The following is a 19,202-nucleotide window of genomic DNA, read 5'->3' as shown; positions in this document are numbered from 1 at the left end:
GAAAGTTTATACCGGAACTAAAACGTTTTTTAAAATATCGTTTACTTGCGCTTCACCGGACTCATTATGCAAACCTAATCGATGCTGACACACACTTGCAAATACGGCTTGAACATCTTCTGGCATTACAAAATCACGACCCTCAATAAAGGCCCACGACCTAGCCGCTTTAGCCAGAGCCATACTGGCACGCGGTGATAACGATGCTGCAAAAGCGTTGCTTGTGCGTGTATAATTAACAAGCTCTATAATGTAGTCAATAACTGGGCTACTTAAAGTAATTTGGCTAATCTGGGTTTGAATTACCGCTAACTCTTGTTGGTTAATACGCCTAGGTAACTGACTGTAATCTCGTTTTTGCATATTCAAAATTAAGCGTTTTTCGGCTTCTTTAGGTGGAAAACCTAAGCTAATACGCATTAAAAAACGGTCTAATTGCGACTCAGGTAACGGATAAGTACCTGATTGGTAAATCGGGTTTTGTGTTGCTATCACAAAAAATGGATTTGGCAGCGTATATTTTTTTCCATCGACTGTTACTTGTTGCTCTTCCATTGCTTCAAGCAATGCACTTTGTGTTTTGGGTCCGGCGCGGTTTATTTCATCAGCTAAAACAACTTGGCTAAAAATAGGGCCTTTATGAAACGTAAAACTGTGCTCGGTAGAGTTAAACACATTAGTACCCAGAATATCAGCAGGCAGAAGATCACTGGTAAATTGAATACGCTGATACGATAAACCTAGCACAGCTGACAATGCATGAGAAAGAGTGGTTTTTCCCATACCAGGCAAATCTTCAATGAGTAAATGCCCTTCGCTAAATAAGCATGTAAGTGCCAGTTTTATTTGTTGTTGTTTACCAAATATAACACTCGAAAGATCGTCTATAATCGCAGTAACAGTACTATGCATGCTAACCTTATTATTATTCTATTATTTCAAGACGCTTCATTACAGTGTCTACTTTTTTTGTGTTGAAAGGTTTTGCAATAAAGCCTTTAGCGCCCATTTCCCACGTGTTTTGTACGTTTTCGAGACTATTGTGGCCAGAGCACATAACAACATGAGTGTGCGGGTAAGTACTATTAATGTATTCCAATATATCTGCACCGTTAGAGTCAGGTAAATCTACATCTACAAATATAACGCCTGGCGGTTTATTGTCCATAATAGGTTTGGCAGAGCTAAAATCAGCACTCTCTAATATATCTTCAAACCCTAAGTCAGTTAAAATTTGGTTTAGATAATCACGAATTTCCTTAACGTCATCAATAATGAGGATGGGCTCTAGCGGGCGAACAAATTCCATATGTAGGTTACTTCTATTTTGAATACATCTAAGTGCTTTAATACTAAGCTAACCCCATCATAAGCTCAAGAACGTTACTTAAAAAACACTAATAAATAAACTGTTTATAGGTTTGCCCAACAACCTATTTTTAAAGGATTACCTGCTTTCATAGCTTCTACTAACTTATATTTTTATTAATTGTATTGAACAATAATGACGTATCTACAATAAATCCCTTAATCCTACACTTTATTTCCTCAAAATCTGATGTAACAAATTTGCTACTTAACTTATTGATTCAAAAATATTTACATAAAAATTCGATTTTTTGTAAACGTTTTGTAATAAAAAATCGTTGACCTTCTAAATTCATTCTGTGATTATGCTCAGTAGATGGGCTTATGCTCACAAGTGCAATTTCATTAACTATTTAATGTTTTGCTCAGCCAGCCTCATCTATACACACTGAATTAATACCAATTTCATTAAATGAATATGCAATTTAATAAAGTTGGCATCACACACCACACTAAATAAAGAGCTTATTATGTTGAATAATAAAAAGACTAAATTTGCAATTTCTCTCATAGCGGCAGCTATGGCTACATCGGCTCCAGCACAGGCTGATATTTCTGAATATTTAGATCGCGTTGACGTAGACTTTTTACTAATGCAAAACTTTCAGTCAATTCAAGCTAAAGACGGCGCATTTCGTCCAGAAGATGAAGAACAAGAATCAGGATTTGGCCGTATTAGAGCTAATCTAATGCTTAAATTTCATATTAACGAGTTCATCACTGCCGATATAGATATTGCAGAAGAGCCTAATGACTTTGGTGGCGAAGATCGTGACTTTTCATTTCACAACGATTTTGCAGGTGTTGAATTTGACCTACTAGGTCTTTATGGCACACCAAAAGAAAACGCAAATTTAACACTGCGTTTGGGTAATATTGGTGGCTCACCATTTCAATTTAAAGGTTTTCAAGACGGCGCAGATAACCAAAGTAATGCACTTATTGGTAATGGTATTACCGATTACGCAACCGCAGAAAACGGCGCACAGCTAAGTTACAGCGAAACTTTCGATAGTGGTGTAGTACATGCTTATAATGTTACAGGTCACATTACGACTTCAAGTTTCGGTGAAGCGTTTCAAGAAGACAGAGGTTATAACTACCGACTTCAAGGTACTCTAGAATTTGAAGGTGGCTTTAAAGCAGGTTTAAACTTATTAAAAGCCAATCAAGGCGACCAGTTACGTTTTGAAAACGGTGTAGCCAGTCTTGATGGTGTAACCACAACAAACTATCGCTTTGGCGATGGTGAAAACTATAACTTCTCAGCGTCACCTTCGAACGAGCGTGACACTCATGTTGGCGCAATGCCAGGGCTTGAGCAATCAATCATCCAGCTTAACTTAGCTTATCAACCATCTGATGAAACTAGCTTAATTTTTATGGTTGGTAAATCATCTGATGACTACACGTTCGCAGATGCCGCTGGTAATGCAGTTGCCGGTATTACCTACTTTGGTACAAACGGCATAGCTGATGAAAATGGCACGACTTTTGATTCAAACAGTGTAATAGAAGGCGACTCATCGGTTGAGTACTTCGTGTTTGAAGCACAACAATATCTAATCCCTAAAAAGCTATATGTAGCGGCTCGTTATGCAGAAGCCGAAAACACTTCCGACTTAATTGAACAGACAGACAACACAGTAGAGCGTATTCAAGTAGCCGCAGGTTACTGGTTTAACGATAAAACGCTTTTAAAAGTTGAGTATGTTAACCAAGAAGAAGGTGTTAATTCGGGCGGCCAAATCGGTAAAGGATTTGACGGCTTCACTTCTGAAATATCTGTTAAATTTTAAATCATTATCCAACTAGTCTATCTATTTATACAAAGCGCCTAAAAAGGCACTTTGCGGGCAGTTTTATGCTTTAAAACTGCCATATATAGAATTGGCAATAGATTGAAATTTAATAGCACTTGTTAGAACATAACGTGTATGGGGAATTACCCGATGAAAAATAAATTAATTATGCTCGCGTGTGGCTTTATAAGCATGGGCGCTGCGGCAAAAGAAACCATAACAATAGCGACTGTTAACAATGGTGACATGATCACCATGAAAGAGTTAAGTAGTGACTTTACCAGCCAAAACCCTGATATAGACCTAAAATGGGTTACTTTAGAGGAAAACATTCTTCGCCAACGTGTCACTACCGATGTTGCAACAAAAGGCGGTCAATACGATGTTATGACCATAGGTACTTATGAAGTACCAATTTGGGGCAAACAAAATTGGTTAAAAGAGTTAGATAGTTTAGGTGAAAACTACGATTTAGACGATTTAATCCCTGCAATCCGTAGCGGTTTAACAATTAATGACAAACTTTATGCTGCACCATTTTATGGTGAAAGCTCAATGGTTATGTACCGCACTGATTTAATGAAAAAAGCGGGGCTGACAATGCCTAAAGCGCCAACATGGGACTTTATACGCAAAGCTGCTAAAGCGATGACAGATAAAAAAGAAGGTGTTTATGGCCTTTGTTTACGTGGTAAAGCAGGTTGGGGCGAAAACGTTGCGCTTATTACATCAATGGCTAATTCGTTTGGTGCGCGTTGGTTTGATGAAAATTGGAAACCACAGTTTAATACCCCAGAGTGGGAAAATACCCTTCAGTATTATGTAGATGTAATGAAAGAGTCGGGACCAGCTGGTTCATCTGCAAATGGTTTTAACGAAAACCTTGCACTATTTCAAACCGGGAAATGTGGTATTTGGATTGATGCAACCGTTGCAGGCGCATTTGTTACTAACAAAAAAGACTCTGAAGTTGCCGATAAAGTAGGTTTTGCACTTGCTCCAGATAACGGCTTAGGTAAACGTGGTAATTGGTTATGGTCATGGACTTTAGCTGTACCAGCAAGTAGTAAAAAACCAGATGCCGCGATGAAATTTATTAGCTGGGCAACATCTAAAGAATATACTCAGCTTGTAGCTGATAAAAAAGGGTGGGCTAAAGTCCCCCCTGGTACACGTACATCCCTTTACAACAACCAAAAGTACATGGATGCTGCACCATTTGCACAAATTACGTTAGATTCTATCCAATCTGCAGATCCTAAAAACCCGACCGTTAAACCGGTGCCTTATGTAGGTATTCAGTTTGTTGCTATTCCTGAGTTTCAAGGAATTGGTACCGCTGTGGGCCAACAGTTTTCAGCTGCATTAACAGGCCAAATGACCGTAAAACAAGCGCTTAGTACATCTCAACACCTTGTTGAGCGAACAATGCGTAAAGCTCGCTATCCCAAATAGCATGTAATAGGCGGGTAAGCCCTCACGCTTACCCTGTATTTTATGTCAATTCTATTTACTTGTTGGTTATAAACGCTATCAAGGGTTTCTGATTTTCACTCGGTAGCTAAGAGTAAATAGAGTTGGCTTTTTTAAGGTCTACATATGGCAACAACTAACTCGCGCACGCTTGCACGGCTTATGCTACTTCCTAGTGTAATTTTATTACTTGCTTGGATGATAGTACCGCTGTGCATGACATTGTATTTTTCATTTATCGATTACAATTTATTAGTACCAGGAGATAAAGAATTTGTAGGTTTTCTAAACTACGAATTTTTTCTAACTGATCCGGCATTTTTTGAGTCATTTTTTAACACACTTTACCTAGTAACCGGTGTTTTACTTATCACCATTTGTGGTGGTATTGGTTTAGCTATTTTACTAGACCAAGCAATATGGGGTCGAAACTACGTTCGCATAATGGTACTTGCACCATTTTTTGTAATGCCAACTGTGTCGGCATTGGTATGGAAAAACATGCTAATGAACCCAGTTAATGGCTTATTTGCGCACTTTGCAATTTGGCTCGGATTTGAGCCAATAGATTTTCTTGCTCAAATGCCGTTATTTTCAATCATCATTATTGTCTCTTGGCAGTGGTTACCGTTTGCAGCATTAATACTGCTAACAGCAATACAATCACTCGACCGTGAACAATTAGAAGCTGCCGATTTAGATGGCGCAGGTCCATTTAGTAAGTTTTTCTACATCGTATTACCGCACTTATCGCGCGCCGTAACGGCCGTTATTTTAATCGAAACTATATTTTTGTTATCAATTTTTGCCGAAATATTAGTGACCACAAGTGGTGGTCCAGGGTATTCATCAACCAATATTACGTACTTAATTTATACGCAATCACTACTTCAGTTCGATGTAGGCGGCGGTTCGGCAGGGGGCATAGTTGCAGTTATCATCGCAAATATTGTCGCTATATTCTTAATGCGCTTAATTGGCAAAAACTTGGAGGGTTAATTATGACTATAAAAGATAGCCGTCGTTCCAAACTAATTTATACCATTGCTGCATGGACAATAAGCGGTATGATTTTCTTTCCTATTTTGTGGACGCTAATCACCAGTTTTAAAACTGAAGCCGAAGCAATTTCAGTAAGCCCCAGTTTATATGCGTTCGATTGGACACTCGAAAACTACCGAGATGTATTGTCACGTTCACCTTACTTTAACCATTTTTGGAACTCAGTGGTTATATCATTAGGTTCAAGTTTACTTGGTTTATTAATTGCCGTACCTGCTGCGTGGTCTATGGCTTTTGTTCAAACTAAAAAAACAAAGCATCTATTAATGTGGATGCTTTCAACCAAAATGTTACCACCAGTAGGCGTGCTTATTCCTATCTACTTATTGTTTCGTGACTTTGCGTTACTCGATACAAAGTTAGGCTTAGTGATTGTAATGACACTGATTAATTTACCAATAATGGTATGGATGCTTTACACCTACTTTAGAGAAATACCAAACGAAATACTTGAAGCTTCACGTATGGATGGCGCAACAATTGGCGAAGAGATATTTCATGTTTTATTGCCAATAGCCTTACCTGGTATAGCATCAACGTTATTGTTAAATGTTATTTTGTCGTGGAATGAGGCATTTTGGACTCTTATTTTAACCGCTGCTAATGCTGCACCTTTAACGGCATTTATTGCCAGTTACTCAAGCCCTGAAGGGTTATTTTACGCTAAGTTATCGGCAGCATCTGCCATGGCCATTGTGCCAATTTTAATACTTGGTTGGTTTAGTCAAAAACAATTAGTGCGCGGATTAAGTTTCGGCGCAGTAAAATAGGAGAATACACATGGGCAGCATCACACTAAAACAAGTAACTAAAAACTTTGATGAAGTTAACGTAATTAAGCCACTCGACTTAGAAATAAAAGATGGCGAATTTATCGTTTTTGTTGGTCCGTCGGGCTGTGGTAAATCTACTTTATTACGAATGATTGCAGGGCTTGAAGATACAACCAGCGGTAATATAGAAATAGATGGCGTTGACGCTACAAAAACACCGCCTGCTAAAAGAGGCTTAGCAATGGTGTTTCAATCATATGCGTTATACCCGCATATGAGCGTACGTAACAATATTGCTTTTCCTTTAAAAAGAGCAAAAGTGAGCCCTGCAGAAATCGAAAGTAAAATTGCAAACGCCGCTAAAATACTTAATTTAACCGATTATTTAGACCGAAAACCTGGGCAATTATCGGGCGGTCAACGTCAGCGCGTAGCAATAGGGCGCGCAATTGTACGTCAACCGTCGGCATTTTTGTTTGATGAGCCACTTTCAAATCTTGATGCATCGCTACGTGTAAATATGCGTTTAGAAATATCTGAATTACATAAAAGTTTAGCCACAACAATGATTTATGTTACGCACGATCAGGTTGAAGCCATGACAATGGCAGACAGAATTGCTGTGTTTAATGCCGGTATTATTGAACAGGTAGGTACACCTCTAGAGCTTTACAAAAATCCTGTAAACAAATTTGTAGCGGGTTTTATTGGTTCGCCAAAAATGAATTTTATAGAAGAGCCACAAAATGAAGATACGAATGTTAGTTGTATTGGTATTCGCTCAGAGCATATAACACTCTCTTCAGAAAGCGGCACTTGGGCGGGTACTGTCGGTGTTATTGAACACTTAGGATCGGAGAGCTTTTTACATATAAATATTGAAGGCAAAGGTACCGTAACAGTAAAAGCTGATGGTGATTGCCCATTAAAATATGGCGACAGTATTTACCTAAGCGCACCTGCAGATAAAGTATTAAAGTTTGATAATAATGGTTTAACAATTAGCTAAAGCCAATTTTTAATTACCTTAAATAGCACCTTTATAAGGGTGCTATTAACTAAATTCTAATTACATAATCCTATGAAACCTAGGTATTTTTTATTAAGGAATGGTATATTTACAATTATAAATAACAAAAACGTTATTGATAAATAGATATTCCAAAATTAATAAAATAATTTATATAGCAGCACATATAATTAAAATTATGTAATGAAAATAAGGATTTAGTTTTCCTTCTATTTTAAGAGGTTTACGTGGTAAAGCTATCAAATACAGAAATTAGAAAGCTAGATGATGCAGCCAGAGCAGGGTGGTTATATTATGTTGGCGGTAACACACAAGATGAAATTGCTAAAAAGCTAAATATATCTCGTCAATCTGCACAAAGAATGGTCGCATTATCTGTGAGCCAAGGTCTAATTAAAGTTAGACTTGACCACCCGATTGCTAAATGTATGGATCTGGCCGAAAAAATAAAAAGCCGTTTTGGGTTAGATTCGTGCGAAGTTGTACCGAGCGATCCGTCTGAACCTTCATCTACATTAGGTTTGGCACAAGCTGGCGCGGCAGAAATAGAACGACATTTAAAATCAGAACAACCCAAAGTACTTGCAATGGGAACCGGTCGAGTTTTACGTTCATGTGTAGATGAGCTAAGAACTGTTGATTGTCCGCAACATAAAATTGTAGCAATGCTGGGTAATATGGCTTTGGACGGATCGGCTTCACCTTATGATGTTGTAGTAAGAATGGCCGAACACACCAATGCAAAACATTACCCAATGCCATTGCCAGTTTTACCAAGAAGCATTGAAGAAAAAGAACAGTTACATGCACAACAAAATATTACCGGTAATTTAAAACTCGCTAAAGATGCCGATGTAACATTTGTGGGTATTGGTAGCTTAGGTGAAAAATCGCCATTACATATAGATGGTTTTATTGATGCGCAAGAACTTAAAGAGTTACAAGATCTTGGTGCCGTTGGTGAAATGATTAGTTGGGTGTTTGATAAAAAGGGTAAGCTTTTAGATTGCACAGTTAATCAGCGTGTAGCAAGTACGCCATTAAAAACAAATGCTAACAAACAGATTTATGCGATAGCTGCTGGCGAAGAAAAAGTGTTAGCCATTTTGGGCGCAGTAAGGTCAAACATGATCAGCGGATTAATTACTAACGAATATACAGCTGAGCGTTTATTAAGTATTGATTAAACAAATTGATAAATAAAGTATCTGTATTAGTAATACCTGTTATTGTAATAAAACCACCTAATGTCCGATACCGCCTAGTATTGGACATAGCAAGGGCGCATTTAAGCGCTCTTTCTATATGTGCATTAACTACCTATAATTTATATTATGTTAAATAGCATAAATAAATACATAACCAAGTTACTCACCTTCATTAATTAACGTATAAACGCGATATTTTGACTATTTAATAAGCATTAACCTACTTATCTTAATAGTCAGTGTCTTACCCATTTACGGTATTAGCTTCTTGAACATATAAAAATACCGCTTGGTTATTAATATTATCAAGCGGTATTACAATGATTGCCTATTCGCTACTTTACCCAATCAAACTTAACGTATTGAAACAAATAGCTTTTTAATAAACCTAGTAATTCACTAGAATGTTTTATCATTCATAAATTCACTAATAAGATCAGACACTTTATCTGGATGTTCATCAATAACCCAATGAGCGGCTCTATCTATCCAAATCAATGATGAATTTGGAATTGCTTCTTCTAACATTGGCGCATACTTTGGCTTTTGAAACTTGTCTTCTTTACCCCATATTATGAGTGTTTCATGAGGTAAGCTTTTAAGATCGCCTGTAATAGCTTCGGTATATTCTTTATTGAGCCTGCGCATGTTACTAAATAAAGCGGCTTTTCCTTTTTCATTACTCCATGGTGCTAAGTATATTTTCATCAACTCTTCAGTCATTACGCTCGAGTCGTAAACACCTTTGGGCATGAAATCTCTTAATGTATCCACAAATTCAGCTACAGTTGTTTTTTCTTCTACACCTGGTTCTAGCAAAGGTTCAAATTCTGGTATTGGCCAAGAATCAAAACATACACTATCAATTAAAACCAACCCGTTTACTTTATCCGGATGATTTACAGCCATTAATTGAGCAACACCACCACCAATATCATGTGCAGCAATATTAACTTTAGAAATACCGAGTTCATCCATAAACTTACACATTATTCTACATTGCGCATTTATAGAAACATCGGTGTTAATTGGCATATCAGATTCACCAAAGTTTAGTAAATCAGGCGCTATTACTCGATGTTGTGATGCAAGTTTTGGCATCACATTTCGCCATAAAAATTTATTGGTTGGTATACCATGTATTAATAATAAAGGTGTGCCTTCACCCATTTCTTGGTATGCAATTTTATGACCTTCTACTGTAACGTACTGTGTTTTGTTCATATTTCTGCCTCGTTAATTTTAAAAAATTATAATATTTAGTAACCGATAAAACCGGAATATAAGCCTATAAAGCAAATTTCATCCCAAGATGAGTATCTATTAGTTATTGAAGCATCATAATGTTTTTAAAGTTAAACCCTTGTGATACGTAGGCTCTAGGCTAAGTTAGTTTACTTACCCCATAAAATTATAGGTTTAATAATTATGATTATTAAATTGCTTTAGGAAGTGTGAAACGATGACTCTTATATATGCAACAATTACAAAAGCGTAGTTTGTAATACTTTGAAGGAATAATTTGAAATAATTATTCTTATTAAAGAACTTTTACAAATTTAAATAAATTAAAGGTTCATATACGCAAAAGCACTAATAAATATTAGTGCTTTCAAAAATTATAATTTAACTTTTTAGTAAGCTATAAATAAAAAATAGTTAACCGCCCTACTGTTTCTATTTATCATTCCAAAAAATATCTAATATTTTCTATTAATACACTTTGCTTAACTGGCTTCAATAACAGGCCGTTAAACCCAAGCTTTACATACTTGTTATCACTATTTTCGTTTTCACTAAATGTATGAGCGATAATTTTTGTTGCTGATGCGTCAGCATGCTTTCTTATTTTTAGCATTGCGTCGGTGCCTGTAAATTGCGGCATTACTATATCCATTAAAATAATATCGTAAATATTTTGAGAAACCATAAGTAGCGCCTCTATAGCACTTGATGCGAAATCTATTAAAATATTTTCTTCGTTAAGCATTTTTCTAATTACTATTTCTATTAGCAAGTCATCATCTACTAAAAGCAGTCGTTTAGTTTTATTTATTGGCGTTACTTTAAACTCGATAACTTCAGCCATATTTTCAATAGTGTTTTTCATGTTTTACCTCATTACTGTTCCAGTAATATACGCTAATTTATAACGACTTATCTTTTAAAATGCGTGTTATTTGGTTTATTAATACACCTTGTTTTACTGGTTTTAATAGCATGTCATCAAAGCCCTGGTTAACGTATTTTGAATCTGTATCGGGTGTCGATGTATGCGCAATTATTTTAGTTTTCAAATTGTCACTGTGTTTTTTAATTTTTAACATAGCGTCAGTTCCCGACAATTCTGGCATTACTATGTCCATTAAAATAATGTCGTAACTGTTTTGCGATACCATCAACATCGCTTCTATTGCACTGCGCGCGTAATCTATTTTAATATTCTCATTTTTTAGCATCGCTCTAATTACAATCTCAACAAGAGGATCGTCATCAACCAGTAATAGCGTGTTTTGGTGTTTGTTAGTTACTAAACTAGCTTTTACTAAATCATTATTTGTTAACGAGCTACTTGGTACTTCTTGCTCATTGTCTTTACCTTGTTTGGTTGCTATGTTGACCAACATAGAAAGTGATATCGTTGATTTATTCGCGTTACTACTTACAATTATCGCTTTACCACCTAACATTTTAAATATTGAAATAAAAAACTTTAACTCTAATGACACGTCTTTATCATCTATAAAGCGCGTTATATCATCACCCGATATACTTTTAAGCTCAGTTATAAAGTTACTACTGTCGATCAAATTACTTAATGAAAAATCGAGATATAAGTAATTACGTTTACTTTCATTTTTAATCTGAGCGTTAATTGAAAGCGTTGTATTATTTGATGAATCCAAAACCTCAGTCACTAATTGAATAACCAATTGAGAAATTAACTTTTCATCGCTTGCGACCGTTAATTCAGGCGTAATATTATTTTTAAGAACGATTCTTTTATTTTCAGCCTCTTTAGCTAAAATCGACATATTATTATTGATCATTTGATTTAGGTTTACGTTTTTGGCCTGAAGCTTTAACTTACCTATTTCCGATTTATTTATATTTACGAGTTGCTGAATTACACTTTCGAGCTGGTCGCATGCATCAGAAATATTCTCCACATTGTTTTTAAATTCGTTAAAGCTTATTGGATCTTTAGATATTTCAACTAATGACTTTAAAGATGATAAAGGCGTTTTTAACTGACGGCTAAGCCTTGTAACAAATTTTTCTTTTAATTGATTTGTCTGTTTTGATTTTTCGAGAACATCAGCGAGTAAACATTCTTTTTGATGTGCCTCTGTATCATCTCTAAAGTAGCAAACGAAACCATTAAAATCTGTATGTCTTTGTAATACAGTTATCCACTTCCCGTCTGTAAAACCTATATCTATTAATTGGTTACGGTCATCATCAAGCTTATGATGTTCATGGTAGTGATTTATAATATTATGCTGCTGCGCAATACTTATCAGCTGGCTATACGATAGCTGACTGTTTTGTTTATTCACCTGTGCAAATAAAAGATTAAAAGCATTGTTGGTAATCACAGGAAATTCATGGCTATTAAAAATAGCAAACCCATGCGGCAGTGCATCCAGAGAACTTGAAAAAAGCTCCTCTCTATTGAGTATTAACTGATTTTTTTGTTTTATTTCACTGTGTAAACGCCTTGGTAAACGTAAAAAATAATACACAAACGCGAATACACAAAAAGAGATTAACCCTAATCTAATTAAACTGTATTTAGTTATTTGTGGTCGTACTATTTTATTCATTGGTTGCACATGCAAACGCCAAGTAGGTGGAAAACGACTGCTTAAAGCGCTAATACTATTTTTAATTATACTCGGGTTTACTTCTCCTTGTTTTCCTAAAGTAAACTGTGGTGTTGCTATAAAAACGTTATAATTTTCAGTGTTTAATTTTCCAATAACGGCTTTTAAAAACTTACTTAAATCAAATGCTGTAAGCGTATAAATAGAACCTTGTTTTATTTTTATTTCAGAAATTAAGAAGGCCGTATCAGCAACCGTAAATACTTCTACTGCTTGTTTATTCGCTCTTTTATTAAATTTTTCTAACCAGTTTGTAAACCCATACGCGGCTAAATCAAAATTGTTTTTTGACCAAAGTGCAAGCTGGTTATACTCATAATCAAACACAACATACCCTTTGTAAGTTAAATTTTGTGAAACCTGACTCTGCACTAAATTACTAAGTTGCTCTTTTGTATAATTATTTTGGCTTTGCAAAAAGCCTGCAATAACTAAATCTTTTTGAGATATATACAATCCTTGATTATCAAATCGCTCTAATGCATTAAATAACGTTTTACGTAATTGCTGGGTTTGTTGATTGTAATTACTTTGCAGCTCCTTTTTTTCAATAGTATAAAGAAGTAATGCAGTGAATGAACATAATACTAATGCAATTAAGAATGCGACGGGCGCTAAACTAAATACATGAATATACTTTTCCCTATAATTTTTTTTCGCAGGATTAGTACTTTGATTACTTACTAAATCTGAATTTTTATTTAACTGTGTCTGCAATAATTGAGCAAATGAAATAAACTGATCTTTTTGTGAACCTATTAATGTTTTAGGTGCTAAATCGGCCATCAGCACTACGCCAATTAATTTATTAGTGACACTATAAATTGGATATTGTGCATAAAAACGAATGAATTTGTGCGTGTTGTTTGATACATCATCAAAAAAAGTATCTTCAAATAGATATAGTTTTTCTTGTGTACAGCGTTTTTGATAGCTTAATAACTCATTTTCGACGCTTTCTTTATCGTTGCAGGTTATTAACTGCTCTGAATAAACTTCTCTAAAATCGATAAATTTAACAATTGGAACATCATAAAACTGTTTTAGTAGTGTTAGCGTTTCTTTAATTTCTGTTGATATTTCATCAGTTTGTGTATCTGCTACATTAGCATGTGAGGTAAATATATTTGAGGCGTTCATTGACGTTCTCCTTCCCCTTTAGGGGGAGTATGTATCCACGTTGTACTGTTTTGGCCGCTGTGTACTGGCAGTAAAACTTTAAATGGTGGTGTTAAGCTACTAAGTGCAGGTTCGCCTGTAGTGATATTAATTACTTGTTCTGCATTAACTAAATTAAGTGATGTTTTGCAATATGTAATGCCTGGCTCAATCCCTATTAAGCTCAGTGTTTCACTAATAATAAGGTTATTTACTAAATCAATACCGGCGAGCTCAAATGTAGTTTGTAAAATAGTGAAAACAAGTGTCTCTACAATGTTTTCATCTTCTTCTAAGCGTGTCCCTTCTGGGCAGCATATTGTACCAAGCTCTATATCAACACTTGTTCCAATACCAACTAATGACAGTGCATTAAGGGCTGTATTTAAAAGCGGTTCTACCTGGGGTAAATATAAATCAAGTATGTCACCTTGCGATTCGTACCCCGTTTGGCATGTATCACACGATTGCGATAAACCTTGATCGCTTGTACCTAAAAGTGAATTACCTAAAGCTGTTACCCCAACTAAACAACTGCTGTCGGCCGGCTGCTTATCTATTTCAAAGCTTTCACAAGGTGAGCCTGTTACTACTTTTTGCGATACATAACGAGATAGAATTTGTTCACTATTAGCAGGGCATTGTTGTGGTGTACTTCTTAATAACTGACCAATAACGGTATTACCTAACTGCCCTATTGCATAATTTGGACCTTGCTGCAGCGCATTTATATAACTTACATTACCGGTATTATTTAGTTTGCTCACACCTTGGCTGTCTGTTGCTTCGTCGCTTAAGCCCTTTAAACACGGATTACCTTGGCAATTTGGAGCATCGTAATAAACAGCTTCTCGCGAGGTAAACCTATCATCTCGTATGCCTATTAATGCTCTGTATGTGCTGTTTGCTCCCCGGTCTGTATAAAAAACGAGTGGTGCTTGGTGCTCATCAAAACTTACTGCAATACCGAGTGGTCTATTGTTAGCATCAACGACAGTAATTTGATTATCTACTTTAGTTTGATGGCGCTTAATAAGGGCATCCCTGACTAAAATAACTCCACCAATTGAGCCAATAATTAAAATTGTAATAATTAATATAAGCTCAATAGTAAGTATGTACCCTTGTTGATAATGCTTTTTCATATCAGGCTCCTATAACACTTCTACAAGCATTTTAAGTACGTTCATTACTTGTAATGCTGCGGGAAAAAACACCAATACCAAAAACATCGGAAAACAAATTAAGATAATTGGAAAGGTTGTGTGCATCGCTTTTTTGTTTACCTTTTTAGCGAGTAAAATGTTCTTTTTTAAAGCTAGGCCTTCAAGTTGAGCCTCTACTGCTTGGATAAGTGGCGTACCAAGTTTTGACCCTATTAACATTAAGTTGGCGAGTTTTTTAATTCCTAATACGCCAGTTCTTTCAAAAAGTGAATTAAATGCAAATTCACGATCTTTACCTGCGCTTAGTTCGAATAAAAATAACTTTAGCTCTTTGTATAATGGGTGTTTTTGACTTAATCCATGATCAACCGCCAGTGCAAATGAGCGCTCTAGTGAAAATCCAGCGCGCATGTAAACCAGTAACACCCGTAAAAAAAACTCTAAACTATTATTAATAGTGGTTTGACGTTGATTTTTACGTAATAAAAACCAGCATTCGGGTGCAAAAAAACACATAAAACACAGTAATAATTTAATCGATTGGCTCAGCTCATAACCTGTTAGTTCTATAACCGTAAATGCACTAAAAGTAGCAGCCACTTTGAAGCAGTACAGACTTATTAATATTTTATTAATTTGAATCCCTGCTTGTCTTAGTTGACGTTTAGAGATGATGATTAGCGGATACCAATTAATGTTTTTAGTATCGGGTTTTTCTAATTCAACTTTAAGAGATTGCCTATGAATATGGATAAATGACCCCATACTTACTAAAAGTCCGATAAGTAAAAGTATATCAATCATAATGTTACCCTTAAGCTAAGGCGTAGCCATAAAAAACCAAATAGCTGACAAAGAAGCGCAACCGTTATAAATGCAATCCCATTAGGGTCGTTTAATAATGGTTCAAACCAGGTTGGATCGGTATAGCTAAATAAAGGAATTAGTGCGTAAGGTAAAAAACCACTAAATACAGCAGCGTACTTAGTGCCCGAAAGCTTAGCTTTTAGCTGTTGGCGGTCGAGGGTCCGAAGCGACATCATGTTGCATACGCTTTTTAGCATGTCGGTTAAATCACACTGGCTTTGTGTATGTGTAATGATGCTATGAGCAAACAATCTTACGGTTTCGCAGTTGTATCTTTCAATTAAAGGGGCAAACGACGTTTCGGCATCACTACCCATGCTCATGCGTTGTATTAGTAAGGTGCTTTGCTTTTTTATATATGGGTCTGCATGTTCATCAGCAAACTGCATTGATTGCTGTAGCGATAGCCCAGTGCTTAAACACGATTGTACGGTTTCAATAAATTCTAAAAAATGATGCTCAAATTTTGCTAATTTATAATGAGCCAAGTCAATCACAGTTATAAAACAGGTTACAAAAACCACGATTGAAATAATAAACGCGCTGGTTGATGCCTCTGGATAATATAATTTAGCTAAAAACCATGAGCTACTAGAGAGCGAGCACGCCATGCTTATAAACCAGGCGTTACTTATGTTTAAGCCTAGCACTCGTAGTGACAGAGTAAGTACGTCTTTTTCTTCTAAAATATCTACTTTTTTAGTGCCTTGGCTGCTTTTATTTTTAGCATACAAAGAAACCAACACACTAGTTGCAAGTACAAAGGTTATAACCGCCGCTATAGCTAATAAATAATCAAGTTTAGTCATTGTTAGCCTCCGGGTTATTGTGCAGTAATGCTTTTAATTCTTTTGCATTTGCGCCTTGGCCTTTCATAAACTCAATAACACTTGAGTTATCTATTAACTCACTTTGTACTGGCTCTGCTTCGTTAATACTATAAAGCGGGCTAAAATGTGCGCCGCCATTAACACGCTTAATTTCACCAATACTTTTTAGAGTTCGGGTGCCATTAGTTGAACGAGAAACATGCACAATAAGTTGAATACTCGACGCGATTAGCGAACTTGTATGGGTATCGCTCAGTTGTGCATTGTGTAACTGCACTAAGGTAGATAAACGAATAACGGCATCATTTGCGCTGTTAGCATGTATGGTCGTCATCGAACCCTGGTGACCACAGTTCATTGCTTGGAGCATATCGATTACCTCGCCTGAGCGTACCTCACCTACAAGTATTCTATCTGCGCGCATTCTTAGGGCTGCTTTTACTAAATCTCTTAGGCTTACTGCACCTTTACCATCGCTGTTTGTGTCGTGGGCTTCTAATTGCACAACGTGGTTGTGATGCAAATTAAGTTCTGCGCTTTCTTCAATGGTTACAACACGTTCATTCGGATTAATTGAGTTGGCAAGTACGTTTAATAATGATGTTTTACCTGCCCCTGCATTGCCACACACTAAAATATTAACGCCTGTTTTAACTGCGCTTTTTAAAAATGATAAGATGTTTTTATCTAAAAAATGATTATTAACTAAAAAGTCATCGTTTATTTTTTTATGATTAAACTTACGAATAGACACAATAGCTGCGCTGGTACACGCAGGCGGTACAATAATATGAACTCGGCTACCATCTTTTAGTTTGCCATCAACAATTGGCATAAGCGCATTCACTTGTCGGCCACAACCATCAAGTAAGCGATCAACAAATCGGCGTAAATGGCGTTCGTCATCAAACTTACTGGCTGTGCAAAGTAGTTTGCCTTGTTTATCAATCCAAATATCTTGCGTGTCGTTTATTAAAATATCACTCACCTGATCGTCCAGCATAAACTGTGCAATAGGACCCAGACCCTGAATTTCATCAAATACAGCCTGAACAACCTGCTCTTGTTGGTGTTGGTTAAATGAAGATTGATTAAATTGTGGAATTTCACTGCACAAAGCAGAGATTTTTTCGAGAACATTACTTGATAAAAGCGCGGTTGGTTCTTGTTCGTACTCTTCGATAACGGCATCGTGCAATAGCTTTTTAAGCTCTTCAAAGGTACTTAAACTGGTTTGAACTTCTTCATGTTTGCTTGATAAATTAAACATAAAAACTCACTTAGCTACATATACAGCTTCATTTTTAACGCCTTTAACCACTTCGATTGTGCGACTGGTTTGTAAGCGTGAAAAGTTTTGCAAACGACCTTGTTCAATGTCATAAGCGCTATGCACAATAATTGAAACTTTGTCGGCGTTATCTATACCCGCCAACGAATAAACATCTTTTGGAAGTACCGCAAGGACTAATGAAACACCGCCCGTAGCAGAATTAGACTCTTTAGCTAAATTATCCATTACGCCACTTTTAGCGGCTTGCGATTTAGGACCTTTTGAAACACCAATAAGCTGTACATCACGGGCAACTGTTCTTACTAAGCGATTAGTTTTAGCGACTATGTCGAGTCGGTCACCTTTGTGTATGCGCGAAAGCGGAATATCTAAGGTGTTTAGTTTTAAAGTATATAAAACACGCCCTGCCGGTATGGCTTCTGATAAATTTTGGCTTTTCGCTCTAATAAAATCGGTGTCGAACAAAGGTTGTTCAACCATTTTATTAGTTGCTAATTTTTGACCAATTAATGCACGTGGGTTTTGAACGCTCAGTGCAATATTTGAATAGTTACTTGGATCTATACTCTTTTGCTCTACATCGTGAACGGTTACTGTTTGACCGGCCGACATATTTTTGTTTACTACCCAGGCTGTTACGCTATTTTCATCGCTTACCTGTCTAATGCCCAAAGCCGAAGCTAACATGCCAGAGGTGATGAGTAATGTGAGAGCCGCAGTGGTTGCGCCTTTGTTACTTTTACTTTTCATAATATTCCTCCAGAGTAACTTTCACTGCCACACTTTTGTGGCAGTGAGCCTTAAGCTTGGTATTCAAACCTGGTTGCCTTATATTGGGTACCTTGCGTTAGTTACCTTGTGAACCGCCTGCTGCTGTACGTGTTGCAGCATCGCCGCTTGGTGTTGCATTAACAAGTGCGGCACTTTCACTAAAGTCTGATGCAACAAAAGTGAATGAACTGCCATCGCCTGCGTACACATCAACTGAATCTACAAACCCAGAGCCAGACACTTCAGCAGTGCCTTCGGCGTTAATCATGCCGTCAAATACATAGCTTTGGTCAAGTGAGCCAATTGCTTCAGCTACATCTTCAAGTTCGCTGGTTACCGAGTCACGTAATGTAGATAAACCAATTACAAGTGCTGCTACCATTGAAGTAGAAAGAATGATTAGCTCTGACGTTAGTACAAAACCTTTTTGCTTTTTGCTATTTAAGTTATGTTTAATAGTTTTCATAATCGTAGCCTTTAAATTAGAAGAGCTTATGCTCACTTTACATATTG

The 19,202-nt window shown here is 36.5% G+C and carries 17 protein-coding genes; 6 read left to right on the top strand and 11 right to left on the bottom strand.

The features are described from left to right. Window positions 1-6: 6 nt before the first annotated feature. Together I6F50_RS01860 and I6F50_RS01855 are read right to left on the bottom strand one after the other, a co-directional pair. Complete coding sequence (locus I6F50_RS01860) at window positions 7-912, bottom strand: MoxR family ATPase (RefSeq protein WP_165741179.1); 906 nt, start codon at window positions 910-912, stop codon at window positions 7-9. A gap of 13 nt (window positions 913-925) precedes the next feature. Then, on the bottom strand, window positions 926-1,309 hold the full coding sequence (locus I6F50_RS01855) for a response regulator (protein WP_165741180.1): 384 nt from the start codon (window positions 1,307-1,309) through the stop codon (window positions 926-928). 529 nt (window positions 1,310-1,838) lie between these two features. On the opposite strand from I6F50_RS01855, the gene I6F50_RS01850 reads away from it, so the two are divergent. The 6 genes from I6F50_RS01850 (at window position 1,839) to I6F50_RS01825 (ending at window position 8,695) form a co-directional block, all read left to right on the top strand. Continuing rightward, on the top strand, window positions 1,839-3,167 hold the full coding sequence (locus I6F50_RS01850) for a hypothetical protein (protein ID WP_197175192.1): 1,329 nt from the start codon (window positions 1,839-1,841) through the stop codon (window positions 3,165-3,167). A 153-nt stretch (window positions 3,168-3,320) separates the two neighbouring features. After that, window positions 3,321-4,625 carry a sugar ABC transporter substrate-binding protein gene (locus I6F50_RS01845; RefSeq protein ID WP_197175191.1) on the top strand — a complete coding sequence of 435 codons (1,305 nt, stop codon included), beginning with the start codon at window positions 3,321-3,323 and terminating at the stop codon, window positions 4,623-4,625. A 144-nt stretch (window positions 4,626-4,769) separates the two neighbouring features. After that, a complete protein-coding gene (locus I6F50_RS01840) occupies window positions 4,770-5,642 on the top strand; it encodes a carbohydrate ABC transporter permease (protein ID WP_165741182.1) in 873 nt (290 codons plus the stop codon). 2 nt (window positions 5,643-5,644) lie between these two features. Further along, window positions 5,645-6,475, top strand: a complete 831-nt coding sequence (locus I6F50_RS01835; RefSeq protein WP_197159404.1) for a carbohydrate ABC transporter permease — start codon at window positions 5,645-5,647, stop codon at window positions 6,473-6,475. A 10-nt stretch (window positions 6,476-6,485) separates the two neighbouring features. Next, complete coding sequence (locus I6F50_RS01830) at window positions 6,486-7,487, top strand: ABC transporter ATP-binding protein (RefSeq protein ID WP_197159405.1); 1,002 nt, start codon at window positions 6,486-6,488, stop codon at window positions 7,485-7,487. 248 nt (window positions 7,488-7,735) lie between these two features. After that, window positions 7,736-8,695 (top strand): sugar-binding transcriptional regulator, encoded by a 960-nt coding sequence (locus I6F50_RS01825; protein ID WP_197175190.1) that lies wholly within the window; start codon window positions 7,736-7,738, stop codon window positions 8,693-8,695. Window positions 8,696-9,115: 420 nt separating this feature from the next. Here I6F50_RS01825 and I6F50_RS01820 read toward each other — a convergent pair whose 3' ends face one another. The 9 genes from I6F50_RS01820 to I6F50_RS01780 all read right to left on the bottom strand — a co-directional run bounded on the left by I6F50_RS01820 (window position 9,116) and on the right by I6F50_RS01780 (window position 19,155). Continuing rightward, a complete protein-coding gene (locus tag I6F50_RS01820) occupies window positions 9,116-9,940 on the bottom strand; it encodes an alpha/beta fold hydrolase (protein ID WP_165742007.1) in 825 nt (274 codons plus the stop codon). Window positions 9,941-10,400: 460 nt separating this feature from the next. Then, window positions 10,401-10,826: a response regulator gene (locus tag I6F50_RS01815; RefSeq protein ID WP_010552799.1), complete on the bottom strand. Its 426-nt coding sequence runs from the start codon at window positions 10,824-10,826 to the stop codon at window positions 10,401-10,403. A 37-nt stretch (window positions 10,827-10,863) separates the two neighbouring features. Beyond that, complete coding sequence (locus I6F50_RS01810; protein WP_197175189.1) at window positions 10,864-13,743, bottom strand: hybrid sensor histidine kinase/response regulator; 2,880 nt, start codon at window positions 13,741-13,743, stop codon at window positions 10,864-10,866. Then, window positions 13,740-14,906 carry a hypothetical protein gene (locus I6F50_RS01805; RefSeq protein ID WP_197175188.1) on the bottom strand — a complete coding sequence of 389 codons (1,167 nt, stop codon included), beginning with the start codon at window positions 14,904-14,906 and terminating at the stop codon, window positions 13,740-13,742. The genes I6F50_RS01810 and I6F50_RS01805 overlap by 4 nt, the downstream gene beginning before the upstream one ends. Window positions 14,907-14,915: 9 nt before the next feature. After that, window positions 14,916-15,731 carry a type II secretion system F family protein gene (locus I6F50_RS01800; RefSeq protein ID WP_197175187.1) on the bottom strand — a complete coding sequence of 272 codons (816 nt, stop codon included), beginning with the start codon at window positions 15,729-15,731 and terminating at the stop codon, window positions 14,916-14,918. Then, window positions 15,728-16,603, bottom strand: coding sequence for a type II secretion system F family protein (locus I6F50_RS01795; RefSeq protein ID WP_024589373.1), 876 nt, complete (start codon window positions 16,601-16,603; stop codon window positions 15,728-15,730). The genes I6F50_RS01800 and I6F50_RS01795 overlap by 4 nt, the downstream gene beginning before the upstream one ends. Then, window positions 16,596-17,894 carry a CpaF family protein gene (locus I6F50_RS01790; RefSeq protein WP_039487860.1) on the bottom strand — a complete coding sequence of 433 codons (1,299 nt, stop codon included), beginning with the start codon at window positions 17,892-17,894 and terminating at the stop codon, window positions 16,596-16,598. Before I6F50_RS01790 ends, I6F50_RS01795 begins: the two co-directional genes overlap by 8 nt. A 6-nt stretch (window positions 17,895-17,900) precedes the next feature. Beyond that, the gene (locus I6F50_RS01785; RefSeq protein WP_165741299.1) at window positions 17,901-18,668 is read right to left on the bottom strand and encodes a hypothetical protein; all 768 of its coding nucleotides are present in this window, start codon (window positions 18,666-18,668) and stop codon (window positions 17,901-17,903) included. A gap of 97 nt (window positions 18,669-18,765) precedes the next feature. Next, on the bottom strand, window positions 18,766-19,155 hold the full coding sequence (locus tag I6F50_RS01780; RefSeq protein ID WP_010552792.1) for a hypothetical protein: 390 nt from the start codon (window positions 19,153-19,155) through the stop codon (window positions 18,766-18,768). Window positions 19,156-19,202 lie beyond the last annotated feature (47 nt).

The organism is Pseudoalteromonas sp. NZS127_1 (assembly GCF_015864295.1).
GTDB classification, from domain to species: Bacteria; Pseudomonadota; Gammaproteobacteria; order Enterobacterales; family Alteromonadaceae; genus Pseudoalteromonas; species Pseudoalteromonas arctica.
This window is presented reverse-complemented; position numbering and strand designations above follow the sequence as displayed.

What these genes read in the sequence shown, in the direction of transcription:
- I6F50_RS01815 (WP_010552799.1), bottom strand. Translation starts at nt 10,826, where the DNA reads ATGAAAAACACTATTGAAAATATGGCTGAAGTTATCGAGTTTAAAGTA.
- I6F50_RS01785 (WP_165741299.1), bottom strand. Translation starts at nt 18,668, where the DNA reads ATGAAAAGTAAAAGTAACAAAGGCGCAACCACTGCGGCTCTCACATTA.
- I6F50_RS01790 (WP_039487860.1), bottom strand. Translation starts at nt 17,894, where the DNA reads ATGTTTAATTTATCAAGCAAACATGAAGAAGTTCAAACCAGTTTAAGT.
- I6F50_RS01840 (WP_165741182.1), top strand. Translation starts at nt 4,770, where the DNA reads ATGGCAACAACTAACTCGCGCACGCTTGCACGGCTTATGCTACTTCCT.
- I6F50_RS01805 (WP_197175188.1), bottom strand. Translation starts at nt 14,906, where the DNA reads ATGAAAAAGCATTATCAACAAGGGTACATACTTACTATTGAGCTTATA.
- I6F50_RS01810 (WP_197175189.1), bottom strand. Translation starts at nt 13,743, where the DNA reads ATGAACGCCTCAAATATATTTACCTCACATGCTAATGTAGCAGATACA.
- I6F50_RS01835 (WP_197159404.1), top strand. Translation starts at nt 5,645, where the DNA reads ATGACTATAAAAGATAGCCGTCGTTCCAAACTAATTTATACCATTGCT.
- I6F50_RS01850 (WP_197175192.1), top strand. Translation starts at nt 1,839, where the DNA reads ATGTTGAATAATAAAAAGACTAAATTTGCAATTTCTCTCATAGCGGCA.
- I6F50_RS01860 (WP_165741179.1), bottom strand. Translation starts at nt 912, where the DNA reads ATGCATAGTACTGTTACTGCGATTATAGACGATCTTTCGAGTGTTATA.
- I6F50_RS01845 (WP_197175191.1), top strand. Translation starts at nt 3,321, where the DNA reads ATGAAAAATAAATTAATTATGCTCGCGTGTGGCTTTATAAGCATGGGC.
- I6F50_RS01830 (WP_197159405.1), top strand. Translation starts at nt 6,486, where the DNA reads ATGGGCAGCATCACACTAAAACAAGTAACTAAAAACTTTGATGAAGTT.
- I6F50_RS01800 (WP_197175187.1), bottom strand. Translation starts at nt 15,731, where the DNA reads ATGATTGATATACTTTTACTTATCGGACTTTTAGTAAGTATGGGGTCA.
- I6F50_RS01820 (WP_165742007.1), bottom strand. Translation starts at nt 9,940, where the DNA reads ATGAACAAAACACAGTACGTTACAGTAGAAGGTCATAAAATTGCATAC.
- I6F50_RS01855 (WP_165741180.1), bottom strand. Translation starts at nt 1,309, where the DNA reads ATGGAATTTGTTCGCCCGCTAGAGCCCATCCTCATTATTGATGACGTT.
- I6F50_RS01795 (WP_024589373.1), bottom strand. Translation starts at nt 16,603, where the DNA reads ATGACTAAACTTGATTATTTATTAGCTATAGCGGCGGTTATAACCTTT.
- I6F50_RS01780 (WP_010552792.1), bottom strand. Translation starts at nt 19,155, where the DNA reads ATGAAAACTATTAAACATAACTTAAATAGCAAAAAGCAAAAAGGTTTT.